Here is a 25,062-nt window from a genome sequence, read left to right on the forward strand (position 1 = left end):
ATTGCGACTTCAGCGGAAATGTCGGCAATCTCGAAGTGGTGGCGTACTCGTCGTCGCAGCTCAGGAAGGGCATAGGATCCCGATGTGAGGTCTCAGGTAATAGACGTGCGAACCGGCTCACGGGAGCAGGTGCACGACATCACCGGCGAATGCCAGCGGTTCGCGGCGGACTGCGGCGGCGACGGCCTGCTGCACGTCTTCGTGCCGCACGCCACGGCGGGGATCGCGCTGATCGAGCTGGGCGCGGGCAGCGACCGGGATCTGCTGGCCGCCCTCGGCGACCTGCTTCCCGCGGACGACCGCTGGCGCCACGCGCACGGATCGAGGGGTCACGGGCGGTCACACGTCCTGCCCGCCCTGATCCCGCCGTACGCCACGATTCCGGTGCTGGCCGGGAGGCTGGCGCTCGGAACCTGGCAGTCGGTCACGATGGTGGACCTCAATATCGACAACCCGGATCGAAGTGTCCGTTTGTCGTTTTTGTCCAGCAAGTAGGTAACGGTGCGGGTCACTCGCCGTGGCGACCGTTGACGACGATGGGTCACAGCGTGTGGACTGTGCCGAACGATACCCGCTGAGGTTTCCGGCGGGGTCAAGCCAAGCAGGAGGGATGAACGTGAGCGCGACCGCGGGTCAGGCGCAGGGCGAGCGCGGCCTGGCCGAACGACTTGGCCTCAAGCCGGGTCAGGTGGTGCAGGAAGTCGGCTGGGATGAGGACAGCGACGACGCACTGCGCGAGTCCATCGAAGAGCTGACCGGCAACGAGTTGGTGGACGAGGACTACGACGAGGTCGTCGACGTGGTGCTGCTGTGGTGGCGCGACGACGACGGCGATCTGTTCGACGCCCTCACCGCCGCCATGACCGCCCTCGCGGACGGAGGCCAGATCTGGCTCCTGACGCCCAAGGCGGGCCGGCCCGGCCATGTTGAGCCGAGCGACATCGGCGAGGACGCCACGACAGCCGGGCTTTCCCAGACGAGCAGCATCAGTGCGGCTTCGGACTGGTCGGGCACGCGGCTCGTCTTCAAGGCCCGCCGCTAACGTCGCCTGGTCGTCCCTGCCGTACGGCGCTCGCCGTACGGCAGGTTCCTTATGTCTTCTAGGGAGGGGTGTGGGCGGTGGAGATCGGGGGCATCGCGCCGGACTTCGCGTTGATGGATCAGCACGGCACACCCGTTCGACTGTCCGGGCTCCGGGGGGAGCCTGTGGTGATCGTCTTCTATCCCGCCGCGTTCACCGGCGTCTGCCAGGGCGAGCTGCACGAGCTCGCCGCCCTGGAGGCTCGGGTGCTGGCGATCTCGGTGGATTCGATGTTCGCGCTGCGCGCCTGGGCGGATCGCGAGGGCTACTCATTTCCGCTGCTCTCGGATTTCTGGCCCCATGGTCAGGTCGCGCGGGCGTACGGTGTCCTGGACGAGGAGAAGGGGCGCGCGCGGCGTGGCACCTTCATCCTTGACGGTGAGGGCGTGCTCCGCTGGCAGATCGAGACCGCGATCGGCCAGCCGCGGGACGTCACCGAGTACCGCAAGGTGCTCACCCAACTGTGACCTCGGCGATCCCCGGCCAGCGGGCCGAGACCGCCGCTAACCCGATACGGCCGTTCCGTTCCGGATATTTCAACCCTTGCCCCGGCCAATGTGGGAGGCGACCATGCCCTGCTATCGATGCGGGGCCCGGCAGACCGATCCCGTCCGCGGCGCCAGCCCGTGGAAACGCGGCGTGCGTCACGAGGCGCAGGTCCTGGTCTGCCCGGACTGCCAGCGTGCCCAGGACCTGGACCTCGACACCTGCCCCACCTGCGCGTCGACCGCCCTGATCTGCCGCCTCGGCGAGGTCGAATGCCGCTCCTGCGGCCTGGTACGGCTCGCGCAGGCACCCAGCCCCGGCTCACCCGACCTGTCGGGTCTGGCCGCCGAGGTAGAAGCCGCGCTCAACAGGGTTCTGGGCCGCAACTGATACGGCGATAATGTGCCGGTGAGCTACGTGGTCGCCCTGGATGTGGGCGGAACATCGATGAAGGGCGGCCTCGTCACCTTTTCTGGCGAGGTGACGGTTTTCCCCGGCCGGCCCACGGGCCGCGAGCGGGGCCCTGAGGCGGCCGTCGCCACTATCCGCTCCTACGTGTCCGAACTCGCCGACGCGGGCTCCCGCTCGTTCGGGGGCGCCCCCGCCGGGGTCGGTCTTGCCGTGCCCGGCATCGTGTCCGCCACGGTCGCCCTCTACTCCGCCAACATCGGCTGGCGGGACGTGCCCGTGTCGGCTTTCGTTCCGGCCGGCCTGCCCGCCGTGCTGGGCCATGACGTACGCACCGGCGGCCTGGCCGAAAGCGTCTTCGGGGCCGGGCGGGACGTGTCGGACTTCCTCTTCCTGCCGCTCGGCACCGGCATCGCGGGCGCGGTGGTCGTGGGCGGCGAGCCGTACGGGGGAGCGAACGGCTGGGGCGGCGAGATCGGCCACACCCCCGTCTGGCCGGACGGCGAGAAATGCGCCTGCGGCCAGCGCGGCTGCCTTGAGACGTACGCCTCCGCCGGCGCGCTCACCCGCCGCTACGCGGCCCGCACCGGTGACGCCGCCACCGCCAAGGAGATCGTCGAACGCGCCCCCGACGACGCCCGCGCCGCCGAGGTCCTCGGCGACGCCGTCGAGGCGCTGGCGATCTCCCTCGCCTCCTACACCCTGCTGCTGGACCCCTCCATGATCGTCATCGGGGGCGGCCTGGGCGAAGCCGGTCCTGTCCTCCTGGATCCGGTGGCCGAACGGCTGGCGGCTCGCCTGGCCTTCCGCGAGCCGCCGCCGCTCCGCCAGTCCGCCCTCGGCGTGCGCGCGGGCATGCTGGGCGCGGCCATCCTCGGCTGGCGCGCCGCCGGACAGCCGACCTGGAGCCCCGACCTAGTCCTCTGAGCCCTTCTGACCGCGCCACTCGGTGTACATGTACGGATTGTCCATGATCTTGGTCTCGGGAATGTCGGGGTTCATCCCCGTGGTCCAGGAGTCGCCGAGCTGCTCCATGAGATAGCCGACCGTCGACTCCACGGCCTGCCGGGCGGCGGGCAGATCCACGCCCACCAGCCGGTGATCGGCCTTCACCACCCGCCCGTTCACCACGACCGTGTGCACGTCGGCCCGCTGCGCCTGGAACGTCACGTGCCCGTACGGATTGAGGATCGGGAACATCACCGGCGAGTGGTCGTTCTTCAGCAGCACGACATCGGCCTTCTTGCCCGGCTCCAGGCTGCCGATCGAGGCGTCCAGGCCGAGCGCCCGGCCGCCGCCCCTGGTCGCCCAGTCCACGACTTCCTCGGCCCGCAGGTGGCAGTGGGTGATCGTCTCCTGCCGCGCGTGCGCCTCCAGGTGCTCGCGGGAGCGGTCGGCGCCCAGCGTGGCGCGCATGGCCGAGAACAGGTCGCCGCTCCACCAGACGCTGGTGTCCATCGAGAGCGAGACCGGAATGCCGTGCTTGCGCAGCTGCCAGGTGGGCGGGTAACCCTGGCCCGCGCTCTGCTCGCTCTCGGTGGAGACCGAGACGGAACCCCCGGTCGCGGCGATCCGGTGGTAGGAGTCCTGGTTGAGCGTCGCCGCGTGCACGTACACCGATTCCGGCGTCATGAAGCCGTTCTCGTGCATCAGCCGGATGCCGTCGTCGTTGGTCGCGCCCCACACCCCCGCGTGCGTGGTCACCGGAACGCCCAGCTCGCGGGCGGCCTCGAAGGCGGCGCGCTCGGGGAACGCCGGGTCGCCGGTGACGTCGAAGGCGAGCTGGAAGCCCAGCTTGCCCTGCACCCGCCGGGTGACGAAGTCCCGGAACTCCGGCGAGGTGGCCCACTCCCACGGCCCTTGCTGGATATTCCCGTACGCCAGGACGAAACGCCCGGGGACGGCTTCGAGGGCGTCGACCGCCGCCTCGGCGTGGTCGATGGTCTGCAGGCCGTGCGACCAGTCCACGGTGGTGGTGACGCCCGCGTCCAGGGCCTCGATCGCGCCGAGCAGGTTGCCGGCGTAGATGTCCTGGGGGCGGAAACGTTTGCCCCATTCGAGGTAGTACCAGACGAAGTACTGGGTGAGGGTCCAGTCCGCGCCGTATCCGCGCATCGCGGTCTGCCAGAGGTGGCGGTGCGTGTCGATCATGCCGGGCATCACGATCCCGCCGGACGCGTCCACCTCCACGGTTCCGTCCGGCACCTCCAGGGCGGGCCCGACGGCCTCGATGCGCTCCCCGATGATCAGGACGTCGGCGTCCCGCAGAATGGTATGGCTGTCGTCCATCGTCAGGACCAGGCCGTCGCGGAGAACGAGGGGTCGGCCGGGCTGGTGGGCGGCGGTCGCGCTCATGGGCGCCTCCCTGGCGGACTAGTGTCCGTATGGCGGTCAAGGGAACAGTGATGCCACAATGAGAGCAGCCTGTCCCGATGTCAAGACGCAGGAAACGGACGACCGCCCATGCCTCCGCCCACGCCCCGCAAGGGCACCAGCCCGGATTTCATCGAGGCGCTCGCCCGGGGCCTCGACGTGATCAGGGCGTTCCGGCCGCGCCAGCCCGCCATGACCCTGACCGAGGTGGCCACCGCCTCGGGCCTGGCCCGGCCGACGGCCCGGCGCATCCTGCTCACGCTGGAGGAACTGGGTTACGTCCGGGCCGAGCGCGCCGGCTTCTCGCTGACCCCCCGGGTGCTCGAACTCGGCGTGGCGTACGTGCGCTCGATGGGGCTGTGGGAGATCGCCCGGCCGCATCTGGAAGCCCTGGTGGCGCAGACCAACGAGTCCTGCTCCATCGCCCAGCTGGACGGTTCGGACATCGTCTACGTGGCGCGGGTGGCGGTGCCGAAGATCGTCACCCTGTCGGTGACCATCGGGACCCGGTTCCCGGCGCTGCAGACCTCGCTCGGCAAGGTGCTGCTGGCCGCGCTGCCGCCGGAGCGGGTGGAGGCCGTGCTGGCCGAGCCGAGCAGGTCGGGCATCGTGCCGTGCTGGCAGCCGGGCGCCGAGGAGCGCCGCGCGGCGTTGCGTGAGGTCAGGGCGAGCGGGTGGGCGATCACCGACGAGCAGCTGGCGCCCGGGATCCGGTCGGTGGCGGCGCCGCTGCGGGACGGGCACGGCCAGGTCATCGCGGCCGTCAACGTCAACGCGCACGCGGCGGAGACGTCCATGGAGAAGCTGGTCGAGGAGCATCTGCCGGCGCTGCTGCGGACGGCGGGGGCGATCGGGGCCGACTTCGCGCTGTATGAGGCCGTTCCGCAGGCCAGCGCTTGACAACGTGACCGCAGGGGCAAGATGCTCGGTCGTGCGGACAATTGTCCGTTCAGCGGACGGAAGGTTATTCTAGGCTCATGGGGACGCCGGGTTCAGGGCCGCTCGCGGGGATTCTCGTCGCAGACTTCTCGCGGGTGCTGGCAGGGCCGTACGCGACGATGCTGCTGGGGGATCTCGGGGCGGAGGTCGTGAAGGTGGAGAGCCCCGGCGGGGACGACACCAGGAACTGGCTGCCTCCGGTTCGCGGGGATGTGTCGACGTATTACCTCGGGATCAACCGGAACAAGCGGTCGGTGGTGCTGGATCTCAAGGATGACTCCGATCTGGTTCTGGCCCGGGAGCTGGCCGCGCGCGCGGATGTGATGATCGAGAATTTCAAGCCGGGTGGGCTTGCGCGGTATGGGCTGGATTATGCGGCGGTGAGTGCGGGGAACCGTGGGGTGGTATATGCCTCGATCAGTGGGTTCGGGACTGCTGGGGGTGCGGGGCTGCCGGGGTATGACCTGATTGTGCAGGCTGTGTCTGGGTTGATGAGCTTGACGGGGGATCCAGGCGGGTCGCCGTATCGGGCGGGGATTTCGGTTTTCGATGTGATGACCGGGTTGCATGCGGTTTCTGGGGTGCTGGCCGCGTTGTATGAGCGGGCTGGGTCGGGGGTGGGGCAGCATGTCGAGGTCAATCTGCTTTCGTCGGCGTTGTCGGGGATGGTGAACCATTCCAGTGCGGTGGTGGCGGGTGGGGTGGTGCCGTTCCGGATGGGGAACGCGCATCCGAGTTTGTTCCCCTATGAGCCGCTTCCGGCGAAGGATGGGGAGCTGGTGATCGCGGCGGGGAACGACGGGCAGTTCCGGAAATTGTGTGATGTTCTCGGGGTGCCGGAGCTGGCCGATGATCCGCGGTTCGCGCGGACGGCTGACCGGACGGCGAACCGGGAGGAGTTGCGGCCGTTGCTGGTGGCCCGGCTCGAAGCGCGGGATCGGGCGGATTGGTTCCGCGAGCTGAGCGCGGTGGGGGTTTCGTGCGGGCCGATCAACACGGTGGGGGAGGGCCTGGAGCTCGCCACCGACCTGGGGTTGGGACCGGTGGTTTCGCCGGGTGGCGTGCCGTCTGTGCGCAATCCCATTGGCTTGTCGCGTACGGCGGCTAGTTACCGGTTGCCGCCGCCGGGGTTGGATGAGCACGGTGACGAGATCCGGGCCTGGCTGGGGGAAGCATGAGCGGAAATTTCAGGACATCGATTGGTACCTCGGATGAGACGAGCATCCGGGTGCTCGGGCAGGATCTCGCTCATGATCTGATGGGCAAGGTCGGCTTCGGGGAGCTCGCCTTCTGGCTGGTCGCCGGGCGGCGGCCCACTCCCTCGGAGACGCGGGTTTTCGAGGCGGTCCTGGTCGCGCTGGCCGATCACGGGTTCACGCCGACCGCCATCGCGGCCCGGCTGACCTATCTGAGCGCGCCGGAGTCCGTGCAGGGTGCGCTGGCCGCTGGGCTGCTCGGTGGTGGCTCCCGCTTTCTCGGCGTGACGGAGGACGCGGGGCGGTTCCTCGCCGGGACGCTCGCGAGCAGCACGTGGACCGACGACATGCCGGACGCCGACTGGGACACGATCGCCCTGGCCGCGGTGAAGGACGCCCGGGCGGAGCGGCGATTGGTGCCCGGGCTGGGGCATCCCGTACACAAGCAAGAGGATCCGCGGACCCCCGTGCTGTACACGATCGCGTCCGAGGAGGGTCTGTACGGCCCCCATCTGAGGCTTTTCGCCGCAATCGGCCGCGTTCACCCACAGGTCCTCGGTCGCACGCTCCCCCTCAACGGCGCCGGAGTCTGCGGCGCGGCCCTGGCCGACCTCGGCCTCCCCATCGACATGCTCCGCGGTTTCGCCCTACTCGCCCGCGCCGCCGGCATCCTCGGCCATCTCGCCGAGGAACGCCGGGACCCTATCGGCATGGACATTTACCACGCGATAGATCGAAATACGGCCTATATCCCGGACGAGGCATAGGAGGTCCTGCGGCGATGGTCTTGGCTATTTACGAAGCCGTTGACCGGCGCGTTCCCGCCGAAGCGGGGGAGGTCCTGTCGTGTTCGTGAATTCCCGACGAGGCGTAGGAGGTCTTGTCGCGATGGTCGGGTCCCTTTACGAAGTCGTTGGCTGGAATGTCCCGGACGAGGCGCAAGGGGTCTTGTGGTGATGGTCGGGTTGATTTACGAAGTCGTTGGCCGGTACATCGTGGATGCAGCGCAGGGAGGTCTTCCATGGCGACAATAGCCGCCGTCATCGCGTCTACCCATCATCCGTTCTATTACCGTGCGAGCACGGCCCCGCCGGAGGAACGGCCGCCTTTCGCCGACGCGTGGGTCGCGAAGATTCTGGCCTTCCGGGAGACCCTGACCCGGGCTCGGCCGGATGTTCTGGTGATGGTGGGTTCCGATCACTTCCACCAGCTGTGGCTGGACAATATGCCGCAGTTCCTCGTCGGCAAGGCGCCCTTCTATGACGCCAACTGGGCCAACGAGGAACGTGAGTTCGGGCTGCCCCGCATGCTTCTGCGCGGTCAGGAGGATCTTTCCGCGCACATCCTGCGCGGGGGACTCGACGAGGGTTTCGACCTCGCCTTCAGCAACGAGCTCCGCATCGACCACAGCATCACCTGCCCGATCATCACGCTCCGCCCGGAAGCCGACCTTCCCATCGTCCCCATCTACACCAACATCTTCGCCCCGCCCCTCCCGCAGCCGAATCGTTTCGTCGCCCTCGGCCGCGCGATCCGCGAACTGGTCGAGTCCTGGCCGAGCGAACTCCGCGTGGCCATCATCGGCACCGGCCACCTGTCCCTCGAACTCGGCGGCCCCCGCCAGTTCGGCCCGCATGGCCCCGATCCCGAGTTCGACCGCAAAGCCGTCGAATGGATCGCCAACGGAGATATCGAGCGGTCGCTGGCCGAGGTCTCCCTCGACAGCCTCTGGACCCCCGGCAACGCGACGCACGGCTTCATGGACTTCATGCTGATGATGGGCGTCGCCGGTGAGGGCGCGAAAGCCGACCATGTCGACAGCCTCGACCTGTTCCACACGATGGAGGCGTACTTCACCTGGTATCCGGAAGGAGTGCCCGCATGAGCAAATATCTGCTCAACAAGTTCCTCTACACGATCGACCGCGACGCTGACCTGGTCGAACGTTACCGGGAAGACCCAGCCGGCACAGTGACCTGGTGGGAATCCGAGCTCGCCAACAGGATCCTCAACTGCCCCGCCGGCGAGTCAAGCACCTGGCTCTCCCTCGAACCGGCCGAACGCGAAGCCCTCTCCACCCACGACCACGTCCGCCTCTTCGAACTGGGCGCCCACCCCTTCCTCACCCTCACCCTCTTCATCGCAATGTTCGAACGCGACAACACCGAACCTCTGGAATACCAAAAAGCCTTCGGCCAACGCCTCACCCACTTCACCCTCCCTTATCCCGATATATCGACATAAGTCCACCCGCACGGCGCGGCAGCACCCGGCATTCCAGGGACGGACTTGAACCGCGATGGGGCGGTCATGAGGGCTGGACCCGACGACCGCGTACATCACAAGGGCTGGGAGTCTGTGGGCCGGTAGATCGGAATACACGAACAAGGCTTGGGCGCTCTGTGGTGAGTCGGGACATCGGAGCGTACGAACAGGAGCAGGGAGCCTGCGCTGGGTTGGGAGATCGAAGCGCGTGAAGAAGCTGTTGGGCCAGAAGATCGGCACATTGAACGAGGGCTGGGAGTCTGTGGTGGGCCGTGAACACGTGGGTTGGAGCTTTCGATGAGAGCCGCTGTCGTTTTGTCCTGCGGTAACCCTCCCGACCTGAGGACCGTACCCGCACCGGAAGTCGCGGAAGGCGAGAGTCTGGTCCAGGTCACGGCTGCGCCGATCACGCCGCTGGACGTTCTGTGCGCGAGCGGCACGTCCTACTTCGGGCAACCCGCCCTCCCGTACATCCCAGGAGTTCAGGGCGTCGGCAAGCTGACCGACGGCACCCGCGTCTGGTTCCCCACCCAGGCCGGCATGCGCCCAGGCGACGGTAGTTTCGCCGACCTGTGCGCCGTACCCACCACCGACCTGGTCCCCATCCCCGACGGCACCCGGGACGAGACCGCCGCAGCGCTCGGACTGTCCGCCGTCGCCGCCTGGATGGCCCTCACCTGGCGCGCCGCCCTCCGCCCCGGCGAACAGGTCCTCGTCCTCGGCGCGGGAGGCACAGTCGGCCAGGTAGCGGTCCAAGCCGCCCGCCTCCTCGGCGCACGCCGGGTCGTGGCCGTCTGCCGATCCCCCCATTCCCAGGCCCTCGCCACCAAGAACGGCGCCGACGCAGTCGTCCCCCTCCACCCCGACGACACACCCGACACTCTCACCCCACGCCTGCGCCAAGCCCTCGACGGCCTCGCCGACGTCGTCATCGACCCCGTCTTCGGCATCCCCGCCACCGCCGCCGCCCAGGTCCTGGCCCTCGGCGCCCGAATCGTGAATCTCGGCAGCGCCGCCGCCGAATCAGCCACCTTCACCTCCGCCACCCTCCGCGGCAACACCGCCTCCCTCCTCGGCTACACCAACAACGCCCTAACCCCCACCCAACGCCACACCGCCCTAACCGAGATCTTCAACCACGCCGCCACCGGCGCCCTCTCCGTCGACCACACCCTCACCCCACTAGCCGACATCGCCCCCGCCTGGACCAGCCAGGCCACCGGCACCACGCCACGCCGAATCGTCGTACAACTATCCGATGTGCCGACACCACCCTCGGTGCCGTAGGGTGTATCCCGGCTCAGGGCGGTTAGCTCAGCGGTAGAGCACTCGCCTTACAAGCGAGGGGTCACTGGTTCGAACCCAGTACCGCCCACCTGCGAAAAGAAGCCCCGCAGCGATCTTGCCAGGGGGCTTCGTGCCATTAACGTGCCATTAGGTCGCGTTGATCATGGCGTCCATCGCGTTGACGATCTTCCGGTCTGCCTCCGCTGTGCTGTGCTGGTAGATCATCGCGGCGCGTACCGAGTCATGGCCCATCCGCACCATCAGGTCTCTGAGGCTTGCGCCGGATGCGGCGGCGATCGTGTTGCCGGTATGCCGGAGGTCATGGAAGTGCAGGCCAGGGACTCCGATCTTCCTGGCGTTCTCGTCCCACTTGGCCGGGCGACGGAAGTTGCTGCGCCGGAGGATGCTGCCCCGTGCTCCGGTGAAGATCAGGTCATCGGGTTCCGGTCCGGTGTATGTGTCCAAGTGCTCTTGTAGCGCGGGAATGATCGCCTTGGGGATGGCCACCGTGCGGACACCCGCGCGCGACTTGGGCGGTCCGACCAGGAGTTCGCCCGAGTCGAGTTCGACATGCTGTTGCCAAACGCTGACGGTTCCCTTGGTCAGGTCAAGGCGGCGGCTGCGCCGCCGCACCCGCACGGCCCTCCCCGCCCGCGCTGCGGCCTGGGGGCCGGTCACGGGCGGGAGCCACGCGGGTAAGCGGGCACGAAGGAAGCAGGTCAAGAACATGCCTCCGGCGGGGGAACGGACTCCGGGATGATCGCGAGACGGAACTGATCAGGTCGTTGGTGGCGAGCGTGATCGGGCAGGGCGGAGCGCGAGGTAGGGGATTCCTGCCATTCGATCCCATGTGGGATGCTCACCGCTGTGACTGAGCCCGAGGACCCCCAGCTCCACCGTTCGCCGACTGATGTCCCCGAGGACTATGAAATGGTCCGAAACATTGGGACTGTCTCCATGGTCGCCGGTGTCGCCATATCGTTCGGGATTCTGATCTTCGATGTACGATCCCCTTCGTGGCCATGGCTCGTTGGTCTATGGATCATGGCCCTGATCGGCGTTGGCTTGCGGATCGAGGCGGGGATTCGTGAGCGTCGACGCTCTTGAGCATTGGCGTGCCATCGACGTGCCATTAGAGCCACGTGAGCGACCACATGAGCCGTGATTGTGAGCCCCGCCAACCTCAATAAATCCATGATCGCCGTGCCATTAGCGTGCCATTAGGCCACGTCGAGCGGGCCTCACGCCGCGAGGCGAACGAGGCTCCCACGCACGTCAACCGCGCTACATAGGCGATTATGGCTCCTTACAAGCGAGGGGTCACTGGTTCGAACCCAGTACCGCCCACAACAAGCCCTCCACATGCGGAAACAGGTGGAGGGCTTTGCTTACCTAATGGCAACATTCCTCAGTGAGCATTCGCCCGGTCAAGATCGTGTTTCTATTTTGACCCAATGGCACCAATTTTCGACAGCGCGGCTAAGTAGTTCGGGAACCGTCGTTCCGATGCCAACTCCGGGCAAGTGATGGCGCTACTGGCCCGATGACGGAATAGAGCACGGGTGGACCCCTTTACAGGAGGATCGACATGCGCGAACCGCTCTCCGAGGAGGAGATCACCGCCGCACTCGCTGGGCTGCATGCGTGGACCAGGGAAGGTGACACCATTGTCCGCACGGTGACTCACGCGGACTTCGGGGCGGCGCTCGCATGGGTGGTTCGCGTCGGTTGTATCGCGGAAAAGGTGGACCACCACCCGGATATCGACGTCCGCTACAACCAGGTGACGCTACGACTTTGGACCCACACCACCGGAGGAATCACCACGGCGGATATCGACCTCGCGAAGCAGATCGACAAGACCGTGTAGCAGCCACATGGCACCGACCGCCGTTCGGCGCTAGAGCCCGAGCCACATCACTTTGAGGATCTCCACGTGCCGTCGATCCTCAAGGACCATGTACGTGACCATGCCCTGCTTCTCCGGCCCGAACGCCAGAGTCAGGATGTTCGCGTTCGGGTTGTTCTTGTTCAGTGACTTGCCGCTCCGCGGGGCCACGCCAAGTACGGCCAGGACTTCCAGCCTTCGCAGGTCAGAGGCTGTCGGTCCCGGGCTTAGTTCCGTTCGCACACCACGCCGTCGTTGTCCCGATCCTCGTACCAGTCGTACTCGACATCCTGCCCCCGCACATAGTCGCCGTACCCGGCAGCGTTGGCTTCCGCGCATGTGTCGAATCGCTGGTCCTCGTTATCGTCGCCACCGGACGGGGACGGAGAAGGCGACGTCGGCGACTGATCGTCATCAGCCGTGCCCTCGTCCGGACTGGACGACTCCGACGGTTCCGGGTCATCGTCGCCATAGCGCTCCGCGCACAACCTCACCTGCGTATCGCTCATCACCGACTCGCCGGCGGCCGGGTTCTGCTCGCGCACAATCCAGGAGGCGTCCCAGCGCTTCAAGCCGTTCTCGCCGGCGCAGTCGCGATAGTCCAGCTCGGTGAAGCCGGCGTCGATGAGAGTTGTCTCGGCGTCCGGCAGCGTGTCGCCGATCACGTCCGGCATCACCACCGACACCGGCTCGCGGACGGCACCAGCGTCTTGAGGCTGCCACTCCGCCATGTCGGCCTCGGCCACCCGCGCAGGGGCCGTGCTCGCGACTGCCGACCGTACCAGGGCGTGCCGGGCGGGTACCTCCGGGGCGGCGACGGGAAACACCATGACCAGCGCGAGGCCCGCGGTGAGAAACACGGCGATCGCGAATATCAGGGCGGTTCTGTACGAGCTCATGTCGGCAACCCTGCTCTTGCGGGGCGGGGGAGGGTAGAACCCAGGCTGCTGGCCGTAGGGGGGCTGACCGTATTGCTGGGACATGGGGGACTCCAGGGGCAGGCTGGTGGTGACGGAGTGTGGACGGATGATCTGCCACGGCGGTTGACTTGTCATCCGGGCACTCCGAGAGTTCATGCTGGAGGCGGGGTTCTCGTTGTACCGCCCACCTTTGCAAAGACCCTGTCTTCGATCTTGGAAACGGGGTCTGAGTGACTACTCCCGAAGATGTCGTCCATTGCTGCCGCCTTTCCATCGGTACTGGGCGGATTTGCCTGCGGTAGACAGTTTCCGTGACGACCGTGGTGCGGTGACCGACGAGGCGGGAGATGTCCTCGATTGGACGCCTGAGCCGGAGAGCAGCGAGACGAAGCTGTGCCGAAACTTCGCGAGGAATACTTACGGATTCCTTGACGCCCGAGCAGCCCGCATCGAAGCGCACTCCACGCAGAGGCCGGGCATGCGAGGTGCTGGTCCGATGAACATTTTTCGGCAATGGGGAGTTGGTTTGAGGTTCAGGTGAGACTTCAAGGATCTTCTGGTCGGGGGACCATCGCCTCTGGCCGTACCACAGGAGTTACGCATGAGCATCTCTCGTCGCCAGATCATTTCCGGAAGCGCCGCCACCGCCGTCGGCCTGTCCGTCGCCGGCATGCTGCCGAGCCTTGCCGCGACCCCGGCACAGGCCGCCGCCAGCACATCGACCGGGCGTCGGTTGCGTCCGTTCCCGCCGCTGAAGGACGACCCGAACGGGATCCTCGCCCTTCCTGAGGGCTTCTCGTACAAAATCGTCACCCGTGAAGGCGTGACCGATATGTCGTTCGGCCAGGGCAAGACGCCCGGCTGGCACGACGGGACCGGCGTCGTGGCCATGAAGCACGCCGGCCTGACAATCATCCAGAACCACGAGATGTCGCCGCACCTTTCGCAGTACGGCGTCCCGCTCATCCCCGGGACGGTCTACGACCCGGGCGCGCCGAACGCAGGCGGCTGCACCGTGATCACCACGGACCCCAACGGCAATCCCACGGCCGAGTGGGTCGGCATCTCCGGTACGGTCCGCAACTGCGCGGGCGGCGTGACGCCGTGGGGCACCTGGCTCACCTGCGAAGAGACCTTCATCACCGCGGGCGCCACCTGGTCGGCCGGCGGCCGTACCGGCAGGTACGAGAAGAACCACGGCTACGTCTTCGAGGTCTTCCAGGGTGACTCGGAGCACCAGCTGCCCAAGCCGATCAAGGCGTTCGGCCGCTTCGACCACGAGGCACTCGCCGTCGAGCCGAAGAGGAGGCGCGTGTACCTCTCCGAGGACGCCAGCGGCCCGAACGGGCTGTTCTACCGGTGGACCTCGAGCGCCGGCCGCCTCGAGGAGGGCATCGCCAACCAACTCGGCGACGCCGAGGGCACGCTCGAGGCGATGCAGATCCGCCTGGACGACGGCAGCATCGTCCCGGATGTCGCCTACATCACCTCCGCGCAGCTGGGGCGTCCGTACAACGTGACGTGGATCGCAGTGCCGGACCGGGAAGCGACCTCCACGCCGGTGCGCAACCAGTTCGCCGACGGCACGGTTACCCGGGGCAAGAAGTTCGAGGGTGTGTGGAGCAACGGCGACGGCTGCTACATCGTCAACAGCTTCGCCTTCGCCCCCGGCGACCTGCCCGCTGACGCGGCCAAGCACGACGGCATGGTCTGGTTCTACGACTACAAGGACGAGACGATCACCCTGGTCACGTACTTCCCGCACAACCCGTTCGCCGAGGGCGAGGGCGCGCCCCCGAAGTACACCGACATGACCTTCGACAGCCCCGACAACGTCACCGTCACGCCGTGGGGCACGCTTGTCCTGGCCGAGGACGGCGTCCGCGCCTCGCACGTGCTCAGCTCCATCCCGGGCGGCCCCACCTACGCGATCGCCCGCAACCAGCTCAGCATCGGAACCAGCAACGGCAATCCGACGTACTCCGAGTTCACCGGTCCGACGTTCTCCCCGGACGGAGAGGTCCTTTTCGTCAACATCCAGAGCCCGGGCATCACCCTGGCCATCACCGGCCCCTGGCAGGATTACCTGCGCTAACCGCTCCCGATGTACGGGCCCTGAGCTGCACCCGTCTCAGGGCCCGTCCTGCCACCTCAGGCAGTATTCGGTCTCTTCCGCGGACAGATGTTCCCCTCAGCGAGCGTCGCGCCAGCCCAAGGGCCGCGCGTGCGAGGTCAGCATCATCAAGCCCGGACACCTGTATGAACTCGTGTACCGGTTCGAATCCAGTACCGCCCACCAGCGAAACGTCCCGCACGCCGGGACGGAGTAGCGGCCACCAGGGCTCAGACGCCGAGGTTGGCGTCGCGGGCGCGGGCGACGGCCTCCGCGCGGCCGGAGACACCGAGTTTGGCGAAGATGTTCGACACGTGGTTGCGGATCGTCTTCTCGCTGAGGAATAGGCGCTGTGCGATGGCGTGATTGGTGAGTCCGGCGGCGACCAGGTCGAGCACCTCCCGTTCGCGGTCGGTGAGTTCGGGCAGCGGGCGGGGGCGTACGGTCTCGGTGGCCAGGGCGGCCAGTACCCGGCTGCCGGCGGAGGAGCCGAAGACGACCTGGCCAGCCGCGACCGCTTGGAGCGATCGGATGATCTCGGCCGGTGGTGCCTCCTTGAGGAGGTAGCCGCGGGCACCGGCCCGGACGGCCGCGATGATGGTCTCGTCGTCCGACAGCATGGTCAGGGCGAGTACGGCCACGGCGGGGTGACTGGCCTTGATACGGGCAGTCGCCTCCACGCCGCTCATTCCGGGCAAGTGCAGGTCCATCAGGATCACATCTGGGGCATCCTGCTCGACCAGCTCGATGGCGGTCTCGGCGGTGCTGGCGACGCCGACGACCTCCACCTCGGGCAGGTCACGGAACAGCGCAAGGAGTCCGTCGGCGAAGATCGGGTGGTCCTCGACCACGATGATGCGGATCATGAGGTCGTCAGGGGGAGCCGGACGATCAGGTGGGTGCCCGTCCCATCGCCGCTGCGCAGTTCGAAGGTGCCGCCCAGTTCCTCGGACCTGCGCCGCATGGAGGTCAGGCCGATCCCCTGCCTCGGGGCGGATGAGAGTCCCACTCCGTCGTCGTCGATATGTAGTTCCAGGGTGTCGCGGGCGCGTACGTGGACGGTGCAGTGGGAGGCCTTGGCGTGGCGTGCGGCGTTGGTCAGGGCTTCGGCGGCGATCCGGTAGGTGGCCAGTTCGATCGGCGCGGGCAGGACCGGAAGGTCGGCCTCCACCTCGACGGCCAGGTGGCCGGCGAATCCTTTGCCCAACTCGGCGAGCGCGCCCGCGAGCCCGAGGTCGTCCAGAGGGGGCGGTCGCAGGTCATTGACGATGGCCCGGACGTTGCCGACAGTGGCCCGGATCCGGGCTGACAGGTCATCCATGATCTCCTTGGCCTTTCCGGGGTCGGTGTCCACCAGGCGCCGCCCGCGATCCATCTGCAGGGCGACGGCGGCGAGGGTGGGGCCTACTCCGTCGTGCAACTCGTACCGCAGCCGGTCGCGCTCCTCCTGCCGGGCGGCCAGCAGCCGGGCGTGTGAGCGTTCCAAGTCGGCACCGAGGCGGTGGGCGTGGACAGCCACAGCTATATGCGGGGCCAGTTCCGCTAGCAAACGCCGGTCCTTGGGGCGCAGCCGCTCGCCGACCACCAGCGTGCCGACGTCGTGGCTCTGGTGGTGCAGCGGTACGCGCTCCGCGACCTCGCCGCGGTCGCCCCAGGAGGCCACGACCGCTCCGCGCTCCTCGACCGCCACGTACGGCACCCGCAGGACGCGGCCGATCTCGGCGGCCATCCGCTCCAGCGGGTCTTCCAGGGACCCGGCGTCCGACAGCCGCGCCCCCAGACGGCGCAGCGCCCTGGCCGGGTCGTCCCGGTCGCCGTAGACCAGGCGGTTGGCGGCAGCGCTGGCCCGCAGGTACAGCGGATGCACCGCCAGCGCCACCAGGACCGCCGCCGCCCCGGCTCCCAGGACGCCGCCCAGCGTGAAGGCGATCAGCGCGTAGCCCGCCAGCAGCAGTACGCTCACGGCGCCGAAGGCCAGCGCGCGCGACAGCAGCAGGTCGAGATCCCACAGGCGGTAGGCCACCACGGCCACGGCCACCCCGGCCGACAGCGGCACGCAGGCCAGGGCGACGATCGGCGCCCCCCAGGGGACCATCAGGGCCAGGCCGAGCATGCTCACCGTCAGCAAGGCCCCGGCCACAATCCACTGCAACCGGCGGCGCATCTGCTCATCGGATCGCCGGTAGCGCACCACCAGCGAGGCGACGGCCGCCACCACGGCGATGAGCGAGCACACGGTCCCGGCCGTACGGACCGCCTGGGGAACTCCGGTCAAGTGCGCGAAGACTCCCTGATAGCCAGGCGGATACATCCGGCCGACCTCGCCCATCAGGGTCACCGGCTGGAGAATCCAGTCGAGCGTGGCCACCGCGATCCCGGCGATGGCGACCGTCAACGCCGGCCGCCATCGAGGCGAGGGCAGCCGCCCGTCAGGAAAGATCAGCAATAGGACGGTCGGCACCGCGAGGTAGGCCGGCACCCAGATCCAGTTCGACACCCACATCGCCCAGTCGTCGCCGGGCAGGCCGCCGTCGTTGATACCCAGCAGGCCGTACGCCCCGACGGCGACGCCTGCGGCCTGGGCCGTACCGATGACGACCATGAGCCACCCGACCCGGCTCGCCGGCCGCTGCGCCACCACGAGCACGCCGGGCACGCCGAACGCCAGCCCCGCCACGCATCGGAAGGCGTCGAAACGCTCCACTATCCCCGTCACGCCGAGATGGCGTAGCCGGGGCTCGACGGCGAGCGTCATCGCCACCAGGAGCACCAGCGCGCTCACCGGGACGACTACGCGCCAGGTCGATCTGTCCGTCACGAAGACGATGGTGCCATCCGACGAGTCCCGGCGTCACGGGACGAAATGTCCCGTTGACGTCGGGACCGGCGCCTCACGACGCCCGATCGTCCCGGCCTGGATGCTCGAAGAGCCACCGCCGAGACGCCTCCCCCGGGAGGCCGTCGCGGCGGCCCGCGCACAACGGGCGGCCTGAACCGTCCGTGCCCGCGATTCCCGTGTCTCTGGACGGAACCGTCGTATCCGTCCTCCGCCGGGATCCGACCACACTTAGAGGAAAACCCATGTCATCGGTACCGTCCCCTTCCCTCACACCGTCCGCCACGCCCGCGTCCGCCGGACGTCCCTTCGCCCGCGCCGTTGTCGTCACCATCGGCATCCTGCTCGTCATGGACGTGGTGGGCGCGCTGATATCGCTGTCGGCCGGGCTCAGCCCCACCTTCCTGGACGCCCTCGGACCGCAGGCGCGGCTGTCGGCGCCGATCCCGATGATGATCGCTCAGGTGATCCTCGCCTTCGCCGTGAGCCGGCCGCGCCGTTCCGTCGCCGTTCCGGCCGCCGTCCTGCTGATGATCGCCGGGATCCTGGCTTTCCTGTCCGGCTTCTCCGACGGCGGCTACGCCGCCGACCTCACCGCCGCCCAGAGAGTGCTCCAGGTCGCGCTCGTCTCGGGCCATCTGGTCATGGGCGTGTTCGCCGGGCTCCGCCTGGTCAAGCTCCTGCGCAGCTGAGATTCGCGGATTCGTCGAACTGGAGGAACTCGTGACTGATCTCGTGCCGGCGGCCACGACGGCCGCGGCCCTTCCTGCTCCGGTCGGCCCGAACGTGGACTTCCGCGTGCTGGGCCCGCTGGAGGTCGTCGGTGACGACGGCCGTCCACGCGAGGTCGGTACGCACAAGCAGCGCATGCTCCTGAACATCCTCGTGCTCGCCGAGGGGCGGCCGGTGCCCGCGGCAACCTTGATCGACAGGATCTGGGGCGACGCCCCGCCCGCCGAAGCACTCGGAGCGCTTCAGGTGTATGTGTCCAACCTGCGCCGGGCGCTGGAGCCGGGGCGCCGCCCTCGCGCCCGCAGCCGCTTGCTGACGTTCGGCCTGGCCGGGTATCGGCTCGCCGTCGACCCGCGGCAGCTGGACGTCACCCGGTTCCTCGACCTGGTCGCCGAGGCCGAGCAGGCCGCTGATCCCACCGCCGTGGAACGGGCCGCGACCCGGGCCCTGCGGCTCTGGCGGGGCGAGCCGTACGCCGACCTGGCCGGGCAGGAGTACCTCACCGCAGCCCTGGCCCACCTCACGGAGGCCAGAGAGCGGGTCCGCGAGCTGCGGGTGTCGGCTGTCATCGGCCAGAACCGCCATCACGAGGTGGTGGGGGAACTGGAGGCGTTGACGCACGAGCATCCGTTACGGGAGCGGCTGTGGGCGCTGCGGGCGCTGGCGCTGTACCGGTGCGGGCGGCAGGGCGAGGCCCTGGACGCGCTGCGCACGGCACGCCGGATCCTGGCCGATGAACTCGGCATCGACCCCTGCGACGAGCTACGCGACCTGGAACGCGACATCCTCCGCCAGGCGCCCCACCTGCGGCCGGACCGCACTCGCCCCACCCCCGGCCCTGCGACAGTGAGTGGACGCGTGATAGCGGGCCGCCGTGCGGAACTCGCCTCGCTGGATCACCTGTTGGACGAGGCGTCGGCGGGGCAACCGGGATTCGCCCTGATCACCGGAGAGCCGGGGATCGGCAAGACCCGTCTTGCCGAGGAGGTGGCCGCCCAGGCGCGTAAACGCGGCCACGGGGTGGCGATCGCGCGCTGCCCGGCGGCCGCGAGGGCACCCGACTTCTGGCCCTGGACGCACCTGCTGCGACAGCTCATCCCGTCGTTGACCGCCCCGGACGGTCGGCTCATCACGGGGGCCGATCCGGAGGAGACGGAATTCCGCATGTACGAGAACACCGCGCGGCAGCTCACCGCCGCCGCGAGCCAGCGTCCCGTGCTGGTGGTCCTGGACGACCTACACTGGGCCGACCCCTCCTCGCTGCGCCTGCTGAGCCACCTGGCACAGACCTTCACTGACAGCGGCGTGACGGTCGTCGCCACGGCACGCGACTGTACGACACCCGCCGGAGCGCTCACCGACACCTTCGAGGCATTGGCCCGGCGCCGGGCCTTGCGGCTCCCACTGACCGGCCTCACCCTCCCCGAACTGGCCCAACTGGCCCCCGCCGACACACCAGAAGACGATCTGCGATCCCTGCACGACCGCACCGCCGGCAACCCTTTCTTCGCCACGGAACTCATCGACCACCGGCCCGTCGGCTCCGCCCGCGCGATCCCGCCCGGGGTACGCGACGTGGTGCTCAGCCGGATCAGCCGCCTGCCCCGTCCCACGGCCGACTTGCTACGCCTAGCCGCGACGACCGGCGGGGAATTCGACCTGGCACAGGTTGCCCGGGTCGCGGGCCTGTCCCTCGGCGCGGCACTCGACCGGCTGGAACCCGCCATGACCGCCGCCCTCATCACCGAACGATCCCCTGGGTGCTTCGGCTTCGCCCACGCCGTGGTTCAGGAAACGCTGACGGAAGGCATGTCGTCCCTACGCCGGAACTGCCTGAACCCCGAGATCGCCCAGCCGATCAGTCCATGGAAGAACACAATCACCTCCAACGGAACCACCTTGGCCAGCCACCCCCACCACCCGGCCGTACCCACCATGAACACCTCACGCGCCCGCCGACCCGACCTGGTATCGCGATACCACTGCCGGCGCCCCGGGGGACCAGGCTGACAGCTTCTCCCGGAGCGCTTCCACGCAGAGACGGGGAAGTTGCAGCGACCGGCGGGACTTCACGGTCTTGGTTTCGCCCTGCTGGATTGACCGCCAAACCGGGAGATCGACCTGCCGGTACGCTGGCCGCCATGGAGATCATCAAGGGCGCGGGGAAGTGGGCGCAGCCCGCCGCCGGGGCCGCCAACGACTGGGTCGAGCAGCTCAAGGTGCCAGACCTGTCCGTTGGCACGTACTGCATCCCGGCTGGCGGCGTCGACGACCAAAGCCCGCACACCGAGGACGAGATCTACGTGGTGACCGCAGGTCGAGCCAGGATCGTGGCGGCGAGCAGTGAGGCGGAGGTTGGCCCTGGAGCGGTGATCTTCGTCCCGGCAGGCGAGGAACACCGCTTTGTGGACATCTCTGAGGATCTGGCACTGCTGGTCGTATTCGGCCCGGCCTACGGCTCCCGAGCCTGATATCCCGTCGCCCTGCAAGCGACAGGTCACTGGTTCGAACCGCTAGGCTGATCAAAGATCCTGCGACCAACAGGAACTTCCTCGGCGACAAGAGATCCAGGGGATCTCTTCCGGAAACGGATAGCCGAGGCGCGTCCGTCGTCTAGCGGCCTAGGACTCCGCATCCCTCGGGAGCGGCTATCGCCAGTTCGAATCTGGCCGGATGCGCGCAGAACGAAGCCCCCCAGGCCGCCGTAGGCAACCCGCCGCCGGATTCAGGCAGGTCTCGGCATGGGCGGGTACGGGGTCAGGTAGCCCGGCTACCGAAGCTCTCGACCCTCCCTCGCGGTCAAGGGGCGTGAGATCGCCGACTGTGGACCAACGCGTTGCAGGGCCGTTATCGCCAGCGTGCGGCTCGGGAGCCAGTAGACCCGGCGCAGGGCGCCCGGGTCGCGCTGCTGAGCGGCTTCATCAGCGGGTGTTGGTTCGGCTCCTCTTCGGTGTCATAGTGCGGGAGGGGGGTTGGAGGTGCGCCTTGGCAACTCACCGAGAAGACCCATGGCCGTTGGGCACGTTTCTGGCCCGGCTACCCCAAGGGATGCCGACTGACCTCATGGAGCTCGGCGCCATTTGCCCGATCGCGGACGGCACCGCGTTCCTTCGTCAAGGCGAGCCGGGCACGCTCGTCTATTTGATCCTCCAAGGGCTCGTGAAGATCACGGCCCGGGCTGAGAACGGGGAGCAGGTGCTGCTGGCCGTACGCGTGCGCGGGGATCTCGTCGGCGAGATGGCAGTGCTCGGAAGAGGTACCCGTAGTGCTGATGTGACGGCTTGCGGTGCGGTGAACGTCCTCGCTATCCACGGAAACGCCTTTCTCGGCTACCTGCAGCGCAAGCCTGTCGCAGGGTTCGCCGTCTCCGGAGCTCTAAGCGACCGACTGCAATGGGCCAACCAGCGGCGTCTCGACTTCGCTGGGTTCGGCGCTGACGTCTGCCTGGCCAGAATCCTGCTGTCGCTTGCCGCCCGACACGGCTACGGCACGGCGCAAGGCAGGGACATCGGCGTGCCGCTGACCCGTGCAGAGCTTGGCGGGCTGATTGGGATCAAGGAGCCGACCGTGCGGAAGGCCATGAGGACGTTGTCGGATCTCGGGCTGATTCTCCGTGCTCAGCGACGAGTGGTCATCAAGGACCTCCCCGAGTTGGCGAGGTTCGCCGAACTCATCCCGCTCAACCGATAAAAATCGCGGTCGCTTCTCACAGGTGAGGTTCAGCCTTCTGTCTCAAAGGCAGGCACGTGTAAGGAGTGAGATGAACGACAGGCCGGAATATCGCGCGATGCTGAGCTACGACATCGAGAGCTACAGCACGCGCAACAATGCTGATCAGTACGCGCTGCAGGCCGCCATGATCCGCCTGCTTGATCTCGCGGCGGGAGCGGCGGGCCTCGGTCTGCTCGACTGGAAACGGCAGCCGCAGGGTGACGGCGAGTTCGTGGTGCTTCCCTCCACCCTCCACCCGGCCCGGCTCACCGGGTCTTTCGCCGACGCGTTACGCCAGGCCCTCGACGACTACAACGCCTCGTCCGAGCCGCGGCTCCGCTTGAGGCTGGCGGTCCACGCGGGACCCATCCATGTAGACGGCCCCGCTGGCTCTCCCGGCCGGCATGCCGTTGCTAGCGGCCGGCTGGTGGACGCGGGACCCTTGCGGGCCGCACTCTTGGCCGTTCAGGAAGCGAATCTGGGGATCGTCGTCTCCGACGACTTCTATCGTGATTACGTCGGCCAAGGCTATGACGGCCCACCACCCGATCAATTCCGGCGCGTAGTCGTGAAGGTCAAGCAGCAGGAGTACACCGCACACATCTACCTGCCAGGACATAACGTCCATGCGATCGGGGAGCTCGAGACCCCGCCGGAGGAAGCTGACGATCAGCCGCAGCGGCCTGGACAGGTGACGGTCGGCGGCGACTGGTACGGCGGGAACGTGGTGAACACCTCAGGCGAGGGGATCAGCTATGTGGCCGGTCGCGATTTCACGCTCCCGGAGCGGAAGCCGGGCCGATGACCGAGGAGAACGGCCCCGCCCCTGCCGCAAGCGACGAAGACTCTGGTGGCGAGGAGTCGCTGGTCAAGAAGATAGAGCGGGAGCAGCAGGAACGCCGGCTCCGCGCCGAGACGATCGGCGTCGGGCAGAACTGGTACGGAGGCTCCGAATACCGGGCTGAGGGCGGCGGTACCGTCTTCGGAGCCGGCCGTGATCTCTACGTCCAGCAGCCCGAAGAGGAAGTTTTCACGATTCCCATTCCTGCCAAGAGTGTGGAATGCGTTCGCGCGTGCTTCGTGGGGACGGCGTCGCAGCGAGAGCTCGTGGCGCGTCTGGCCAGCGGATCGGTGTCCTTGCTGAGAGGCGAGCCGCGCAGCGGGAGAGCGACCACCGCTACGTCCGCGTTCCTGGAACTGGGTCTCACATGCCACACCCTTGGTGCCAAAGACCTCAAGAAAGTGAGGCCATCCCACCTGCGCGCGCGCCACGGCTACCTCGTTCGGGCCGATGACGCCACGTGGCACCGTCATCCCGAGACCGTCCTCGATCAGCTTCGCGCCGTCGCAGTCGCGAGTGACGCCGTGATCATCGCTCTGGTGCCGCCGGACTGCGTCGTGACGAAATCCGTTGTGATGCATGAGCCGCCGGCGGCGATGGATGTCTTCCACAAGTGGATCACCTATCTGGCCGAGGGACTCGTAGGTGAACTCCAGACGCATCTTCAGCACCTGAACGAACACATCGTCGGCTGCAGGCCGTCGGAAGCCGTGGAGATCGCCCAGCAGTTCGCGGAGGGGCACCGCCAAGGACGGGCTCTCAGTGACATGATCGACAATCTCCCCTACGCGGCCTTGACCGAACTGGAGAAAAACCTCGAGAAACATGACGCTCCGAGTCTGGCGCGACCCTTCCTGATCAGCTGTTCCGTGCTCTTCGGTCTCCCTGAGGCTGTGGTGTCCGACGCCGCGCTGGCTCTGGCCGCCCGTATCAGGGAGGAGAAACAGAAGGAGGAGGACGCGGAGGAAGAGCGTGCCCTGCAGGTGTGGGAGCGCCTCAGTCAATGGATCGACTACTCGCGCTTGAGCGAGGCGGAAGGAGTTCGGGGTGGACAAGGGCGGCGGATCGATGTGCGCCCCGGTCTGGCCACCCGGCTGCTGCCCTCACTCTGGGCGCAACTGCCGGCGATCCGGCCCGCCCTGTACGACTGGCTCGCCGATCTCGTCGAAGACGAGGACTGGCGGGTCCAGGTCAAGGCGGCCTATGCCATAGGCCGCCTGGCCACCTGTGATTTCGAGCTTATCGACAAGCGGTTTTTCACACCGTGGAGCAAGGAGCGCGGCAAAGCCCGAGTCTTGACGTGGGCGCTGGAGGCCGCCGCCCTCGCCGACCGCGATGTCGCAGTATTGGTTGGACGGACACTCAACGCGTGGGCGTCCGGGACCCATAACCAGCGTCTCGCCGCTGCGCTCGCTTACGGATCCGCCATAGGCGTCGGCCATCTTGAGGACGCCCTTGGCGCGTTTCACACCATCGCCGTCGCCTCCCCGTACCTGGAGATCTGCGACGCCATCGCCAGGTCGGTCGCCGAGGTCTACACAACGTCAACCGCCCAGAAGGTGCTGCGCGAGCTCGCCCGCTGGACGAGCGGGGACGCGAGCAGCGAGCAGGTGACCGCAGCGCTCGCGTTCGTCCGGCTCGCCTCCATGCCACATGAGGACGATACGTATCCGGCACTTCGGGATCACCAGCCGATCAGCGATCTTGCCGCGTTGTGGACCAACGCCTTGAGCTGGGGCCTCTCGAGAATGTACGGCAAGACAAGAATCCCTGCCTACGCACCCACTTCCTGGGAGCTTATGGCCGACTGGGCGCACCAGGCGGCCACCGATGCCACCGCGGACCTCATTGTCGAGAACATCTTGGTGCGGGCCACGGACAGACTCAGGAAGTCTTGGATGTTCCACCTCCACTTATGGAACAAACGCGGGACCATCACGGCCACGCACTTCGCCCGCTACCTCCGACTTCTGAAGGACAACTGAA

General features: G+C 67.7%; 25 protein-coding genes and 2 tRNA genes. 21 read left to right on the forward strand and 6 right to left on the reverse strand.

From position 1 onward, the window contains the following. Positions 1 to 84 precede the first annotated feature (84 nt). The 5 genes from Aple_RS08665 (at position 85) to Aple_RS08685 (ending at position 2,902) form a co-directional block, all read left to right on the forward strand. Positions 85 to 495: a secondary thiamine-phosphate synthase enzyme YjbQ gene (locus Aple_RS08665; RefSeq protein ID WP_155343978.1), complete on the forward strand. Its 411-nt coding sequence runs from the start codon at positions 85 to 87 to the stop codon at positions 493 to 495. Positions 496 to 616: 121 nt separating this feature from the next. Then, a complete protein-coding gene (locus Aple_RS08670) occupies positions 617 to 1,042 on the forward strand; it encodes a DUF3052 domain-containing protein (protein WP_218038196.1) in 426 nt (141 codons plus the stop codon). Between the two features lie 77 nt (positions 1,043 to 1,119). Beyond that, the gene (locus Aple_RS08675) at positions 1,120 to 1,548 is read left to right on the forward strand and encodes a peroxiredoxin (RefSeq protein ID WP_155343980.1); all 429 of its coding nucleotides are present in this window, start codon (positions 1,120 to 1,122) and stop codon (positions 1,546 to 1,548) included. A 103-nt stretch (positions 1,549 to 1,651) separates the two neighbouring features. Further along, positions 1,652 to 1,957 (forward strand): hypothetical protein, encoded by a 306-nt coding sequence (locus Aple_RS08680; RefSeq protein WP_155343981.1) that lies wholly within the window; start codon positions 1,652 to 1,654, stop codon positions 1,955 to 1,957. A gap of 18 nt (positions 1,958 to 1,975) precedes the next feature. Then, on the forward strand, positions 1,976 to 2,902 hold the full coding sequence (locus Aple_RS08685; RefSeq protein ID WP_155343982.1) for an ROK family protein: 927 nt from the start codon (positions 1,976 to 1,978) through the stop codon (positions 2,900 to 2,902). Here Aple_RS08685 and Aple_RS08690 read toward each other — a convergent pair. Next, the gene (locus Aple_RS08690; protein WP_155343983.1) at positions 2,891 to 4,330 is read right to left on the reverse strand and encodes an amidohydrolase family protein; all 1,440 of its coding nucleotides are present in this window, start codon (positions 4,328 to 4,330) and stop codon (positions 2,891 to 2,893) included. The genes Aple_RS08685 and Aple_RS08690 overlap by 12 nt on opposite strands. 108 nt (positions 4,331 to 4,438) lie before the next feature. Between Aple_RS08690 and Aple_RS08695 the strand changes: the two genes are divergently transcribed. From Aple_RS08695 to Aple_RS08725, 7 genes are all read left to right on the forward strand, one after another. Further along, positions 4,439 to 5,248, forward strand: coding sequence for an IclR family transcriptional regulator domain-containing protein (locus tag Aple_RS08695; RefSeq protein ID WP_155343984.1), 810 nt, complete (start codon positions 4,439 to 4,441; stop codon positions 5,246 to 5,248). A 77-nt stretch (positions 5,249 to 5,325) separates the two neighbouring features. After that, a complete protein-coding gene (locus tag Aple_RS08700) occupies positions 5,326 to 6,465 on the forward strand; it encodes a CaiB/BaiF CoA transferase family protein (protein ID WP_155343985.1) in 1,140 nt (379 codons plus the stop codon). Next, positions 6,462 to 7,250 carry a citryl-CoA lyase gene (locus Aple_RS08705; protein WP_155343986.1) on the forward strand — a complete coding sequence of 263 codons (789 nt, stop codon included), beginning with the start codon at positions 6,462 to 6,464 and terminating at the stop codon, positions 7,248 to 7,250. Before Aple_RS08700 ends, Aple_RS08705 begins: the two co-directional genes overlap by 4 nt. 254 nt (positions 7,251 to 7,504) lie before the next feature. After that, a complete protein-coding gene (locus Aple_RS08710) occupies positions 7,505 to 8,368 on the forward strand; it encodes a DODA-type extradiol aromatic ring-opening family dioxygenase (RefSeq protein WP_155343987.1) in 864 nt (287 codons plus the stop codon). Then, positions 8,365 to 8,727, forward strand: a complete 363-nt coding sequence (locus Aple_RS08715) for a hypothetical protein (RefSeq protein ID WP_155343988.1) — start codon at positions 8,365 to 8,367, stop codon at positions 8,725 to 8,727. Before Aple_RS08710 ends, Aple_RS08715 begins: the two co-directional genes overlap by 4 nt. Positions 8,728 to 9,045: 318 nt before the next feature. Further along, positions 9,046 to 10,035: a quinone oxidoreductase family protein gene (locus tag Aple_RS08720; RefSeq protein WP_155343989.1), complete on the forward strand. Its 990-nt coding sequence runs from the start codon at positions 9,046 to 9,048 to the stop codon at positions 10,033 to 10,035. A gap of 16 nt (positions 10,036 to 10,051) precedes the next feature. After that, positions 10,052 to 10,123: transfer RNA gene (locus Aple_RS08725), tRNA-Val, on the forward strand. Positions 10,124 to 10,182: 59 nt separating this feature from the next. Here the strand turns inward: Aple_RS08725 and Aple_RS08730 are convergent. Beyond that, positions 10,183 to 10,713, reverse strand: coding sequence for a tyrosine-type recombinase/integrase (locus Aple_RS08730; protein WP_170321352.1), 531 nt, complete (start codon positions 10,711 to 10,713; stop codon positions 10,183 to 10,185). Between the two features lie 910 nt (positions 10,714 to 11,623). Between Aple_RS08730 and Aple_RS08735 the strand changes: the two genes are divergently transcribed. Beyond that, positions 11,624 to 11,905 carry a 4a-hydroxytetrahydrobiopterin dehydratase gene (locus Aple_RS08735; protein ID WP_155343991.1) on the forward strand — a complete coding sequence of 94 codons (282 nt, stop codon included), beginning with the start codon at positions 11,624 to 11,626 and terminating at the stop codon, positions 11,903 to 11,905. Positions 11,906 to 11,935: 30 nt separating this feature from the next. Here the strand turns inward: Aple_RS08735 and Aple_RS08740 are convergent, their stop codons facing one another. After that, positions 11,936 to 12,094: a hypothetical protein gene (locus Aple_RS08740; RefSeq protein WP_170321349.1), complete on the reverse strand. Its 159-nt coding sequence runs from the start codon at positions 12,092 to 12,094 to the stop codon at positions 11,936 to 11,938. Positions 12,095 to 12,150: 56 nt separating this feature from the next. After that, positions 12,151 to 12,822: an excalibur calcium-binding domain-containing protein gene (locus Aple_RS08745; protein WP_170321353.1), complete on the reverse strand. Its 672-nt coding sequence runs from the start codon at positions 12,820 to 12,822 to the stop codon at positions 12,151 to 12,153. Between the two features lie 622 nt (positions 12,823 to 13,444). Between Aple_RS08745 and Aple_RS08750 the strand changes: the two genes are divergently transcribed. Further along, positions 13,445 to 14,938 carry an alkaline phosphatase PhoX gene (locus tag Aple_RS08750; RefSeq protein WP_155343994.1) on the forward strand — a complete coding sequence of 498 codons (1,494 nt, stop codon included), beginning with the start codon at positions 13,445 to 13,447 and terminating at the stop codon, positions 14,936 to 14,938. 248 nt (positions 14,939 to 15,186) lie between these two features. Here the strand turns inward: Aple_RS08750 and Aple_RS08755 are convergent, their stop codons facing one another. Both Aple_RS08755 and Aple_RS08760 read right to left on the reverse strand, forming a co-directional pair. Next, complete coding sequence (locus tag Aple_RS08755) at positions 15,187 to 15,822, reverse strand: response regulator (RefSeq protein ID WP_155343995.1); 636 nt, start codon at positions 15,820 to 15,822, stop codon at positions 15,187 to 15,189. After that, entirely contained in the window at positions 15,819 to 17,774 is a 1,956-nt protein-coding gene (locus tag Aple_RS08760) for a sensor histidine kinase (RefSeq protein WP_155343996.1), read from the reverse strand. The genes Aple_RS08755 and Aple_RS08760 overlap by 4 nt, the downstream gene beginning before the upstream one ends. A 263-nt stretch (positions 17,775 to 18,037) precedes the next feature. Here Aple_RS08760 and Aple_RS08765 point away from each other — a divergent pair, with 263 nt between their 5' ends. The 7 genes from Aple_RS08765 to Aple_RS08795 all read left to right on the forward strand — a co-directional run bounded on the left by Aple_RS08765 (position 18,038) and on the right by Aple_RS08795 (position 25,061). Continuing rightward, positions 18,038 to 18,484, forward strand: a complete 447-nt coding sequence (locus Aple_RS08765) for a hypothetical protein (RefSeq protein WP_155343997.1) — start codon at positions 18,038 to 18,040, stop codon at positions 18,482 to 18,484. Between the two features lie 31 nt (positions 18,485 to 18,515). Beyond that, positions 18,516 to 20,534: an ATP-binding protein gene (locus Aple_RS08770; RefSeq protein ID WP_155343998.1), complete on the forward strand. Its 2,019-nt coding sequence runs from the start codon at positions 18,516 to 18,518 to the stop codon at positions 20,532 to 20,534. Positions 20,535 to 20,665: 131 nt separating this feature from the next. Further along, the gene (locus Aple_RS08775; RefSeq protein ID WP_155343999.1) at positions 20,666 to 20,995 is read left to right on the forward strand and encodes a cupin domain-containing protein; all 330 of its coding nucleotides are present in this window, start codon (positions 20,666 to 20,668) and stop codon (positions 20,993 to 20,995) included. 131 nt (positions 20,996 to 21,126) lie between these two features. Further along, positions 21,127 to 21,202, forward strand: a tRNA-Pro gene (locus Aple_RS08780). A gap of 385 nt (positions 21,203 to 21,587) precedes the next feature. Then, a complete protein-coding gene (locus tag Aple_RS08785) occupies positions 21,588 to 22,214 on the forward strand; it encodes a Crp/Fnr family transcriptional regulator (protein WP_246264267.1) in 627 nt (208 codons plus the stop codon). A 70-nt stretch (positions 22,215 to 22,284) separates the two neighbouring features. Beyond that, complete coding sequence (locus Aple_RS08790; protein WP_155344001.1) at positions 22,285 to 23,040, forward strand: nucleotidyl cyclase domain-containing protein; 756 nt, start codon at positions 22,285 to 22,287, stop codon at positions 23,038 to 23,040. After that, positions 23,037 to 25,061: a hypothetical protein gene (locus Aple_RS08795; protein WP_155344002.1), complete on the forward strand. Its 2,025-nt coding sequence runs from the start codon at positions 23,037 to 23,039 to the stop codon at positions 25,059 to 25,061. Before Aple_RS08790 ends, Aple_RS08795 begins: the two co-directional genes overlap by 4 nt. Position 25,062: the final 1 nt, after the last annotated feature.

The organism is Acrocarpospora pleiomorpha (assembly GCF_009687885.1).
GTDB lineage: Bacteria > Actinomycetota > Actinomycetes > Streptosporangiales > Streptosporangiaceae > Acrocarpospora > Acrocarpospora pleiomorpha.

Coding starts and splice junctions, on each gene's coding strand:
- Aple_RS08775 (WP_155343999.1), top strand. CDS start 20,666: ATGGAGATCATCAAGGGCGCGGGGAAGTGGGCGCAGCCCGCCGCCGGG.
- Aple_RS08785 (WP_246264267.1), top strand. CDS start 21,588: ATGGAGCTCGGCGCCATTTGCCCGATCGCGGACGGCACCGCGTTCCTT.
- Aple_RS08695 (WP_155343984.1), top strand. CDS start 4,439: ATGCCTCCGCCCACGCCCCGCAAGGGCACCAGCCCGGATTTCATCGAG.
- Aple_RS08745 (WP_170321353.1), bottom strand. CDS start 12,822: ATGAGCTCGTACAGAACCGCCCTGATATTCGCGATCGCCGTGTTTCTC.
- Aple_RS08795 (WP_155344002.1), top strand. CDS start 23,037: ATGACCGAGGAGAACGGCCCCGCCCCTGCCGCAAGCGACGAAGACTCT.
- Aple_RS08750 (WP_155343994.1), top strand. CDS start 13,445: ATGAGCATCTCTCGTCGCCAGATCATTTCCGGAAGCGCCGCCACCGCC.
- Aple_RS08680 (WP_155343981.1), top strand. CDS start 1,652: ATGCCCTGCTATCGATGCGGGGCCCGGCAGACCGATCCCGTCCGCGGC.
- Aple_RS08720 (WP_155343989.1), top strand. CDS start 9,046: ATGAGAGCCGCTGTCGTTTTGTCCTGCGGTAACCCTCCCGACCTGAGG.
- Aple_RS08755 (WP_155343995.1), bottom strand. CDS start 15,822: ATGATCCGCATCATCGTGGTCGAGGACCACCCGATCTTCGCCGACGGA.
- Aple_RS08690 (WP_155343983.1), bottom strand. CDS start 4,330: ATGAGCGCGACCGCCGCCCACCAGCCCGGCCGACCCCTCGTTCTCCGC.
- Aple_RS08705 (WP_155343986.1), top strand. CDS start 6,462: ATGAGCGGAAATTTCAGGACATCGATTGGTACCTCGGATGAGACGAGC.
- Aple_RS08715 (WP_155343988.1), top strand. CDS start 8,365: ATGAGCAAATATCTGCTCAACAAGTTCCTCTACACGATCGACCGCGAC.
- Aple_RS08735 (WP_155343991.1), top strand. CDS start 11,624: ATGCGCGAACCGCTCTCCGAGGAGGAGATCACCGCCGCACTCGCTGGG.
- Aple_RS08765 (WP_155343997.1), top strand. CDS start 18,038: ATGTCATCGGTACCGTCCCCTTCCCTCACACCGTCCGCCACGCCCGCG.
- Aple_RS08790 (WP_155344001.1), top strand. CDS start 22,285: ATGAACGACAGGCCGGAATATCGCGCGATGCTGAGCTACGACATCGAG.
- Aple_RS08710 (WP_155343987.1), top strand. CDS start 7,505: ATGGCGACAATAGCCGCCGTCATCGCGTCTACCCATCATCCGTTCTAT.
- Aple_RS08700 (WP_155343985.1), top strand. CDS start 5,326: ATGGGGACGCCGGGTTCAGGGCCGCTCGCGGGGATTCTCGTCGCAGAC.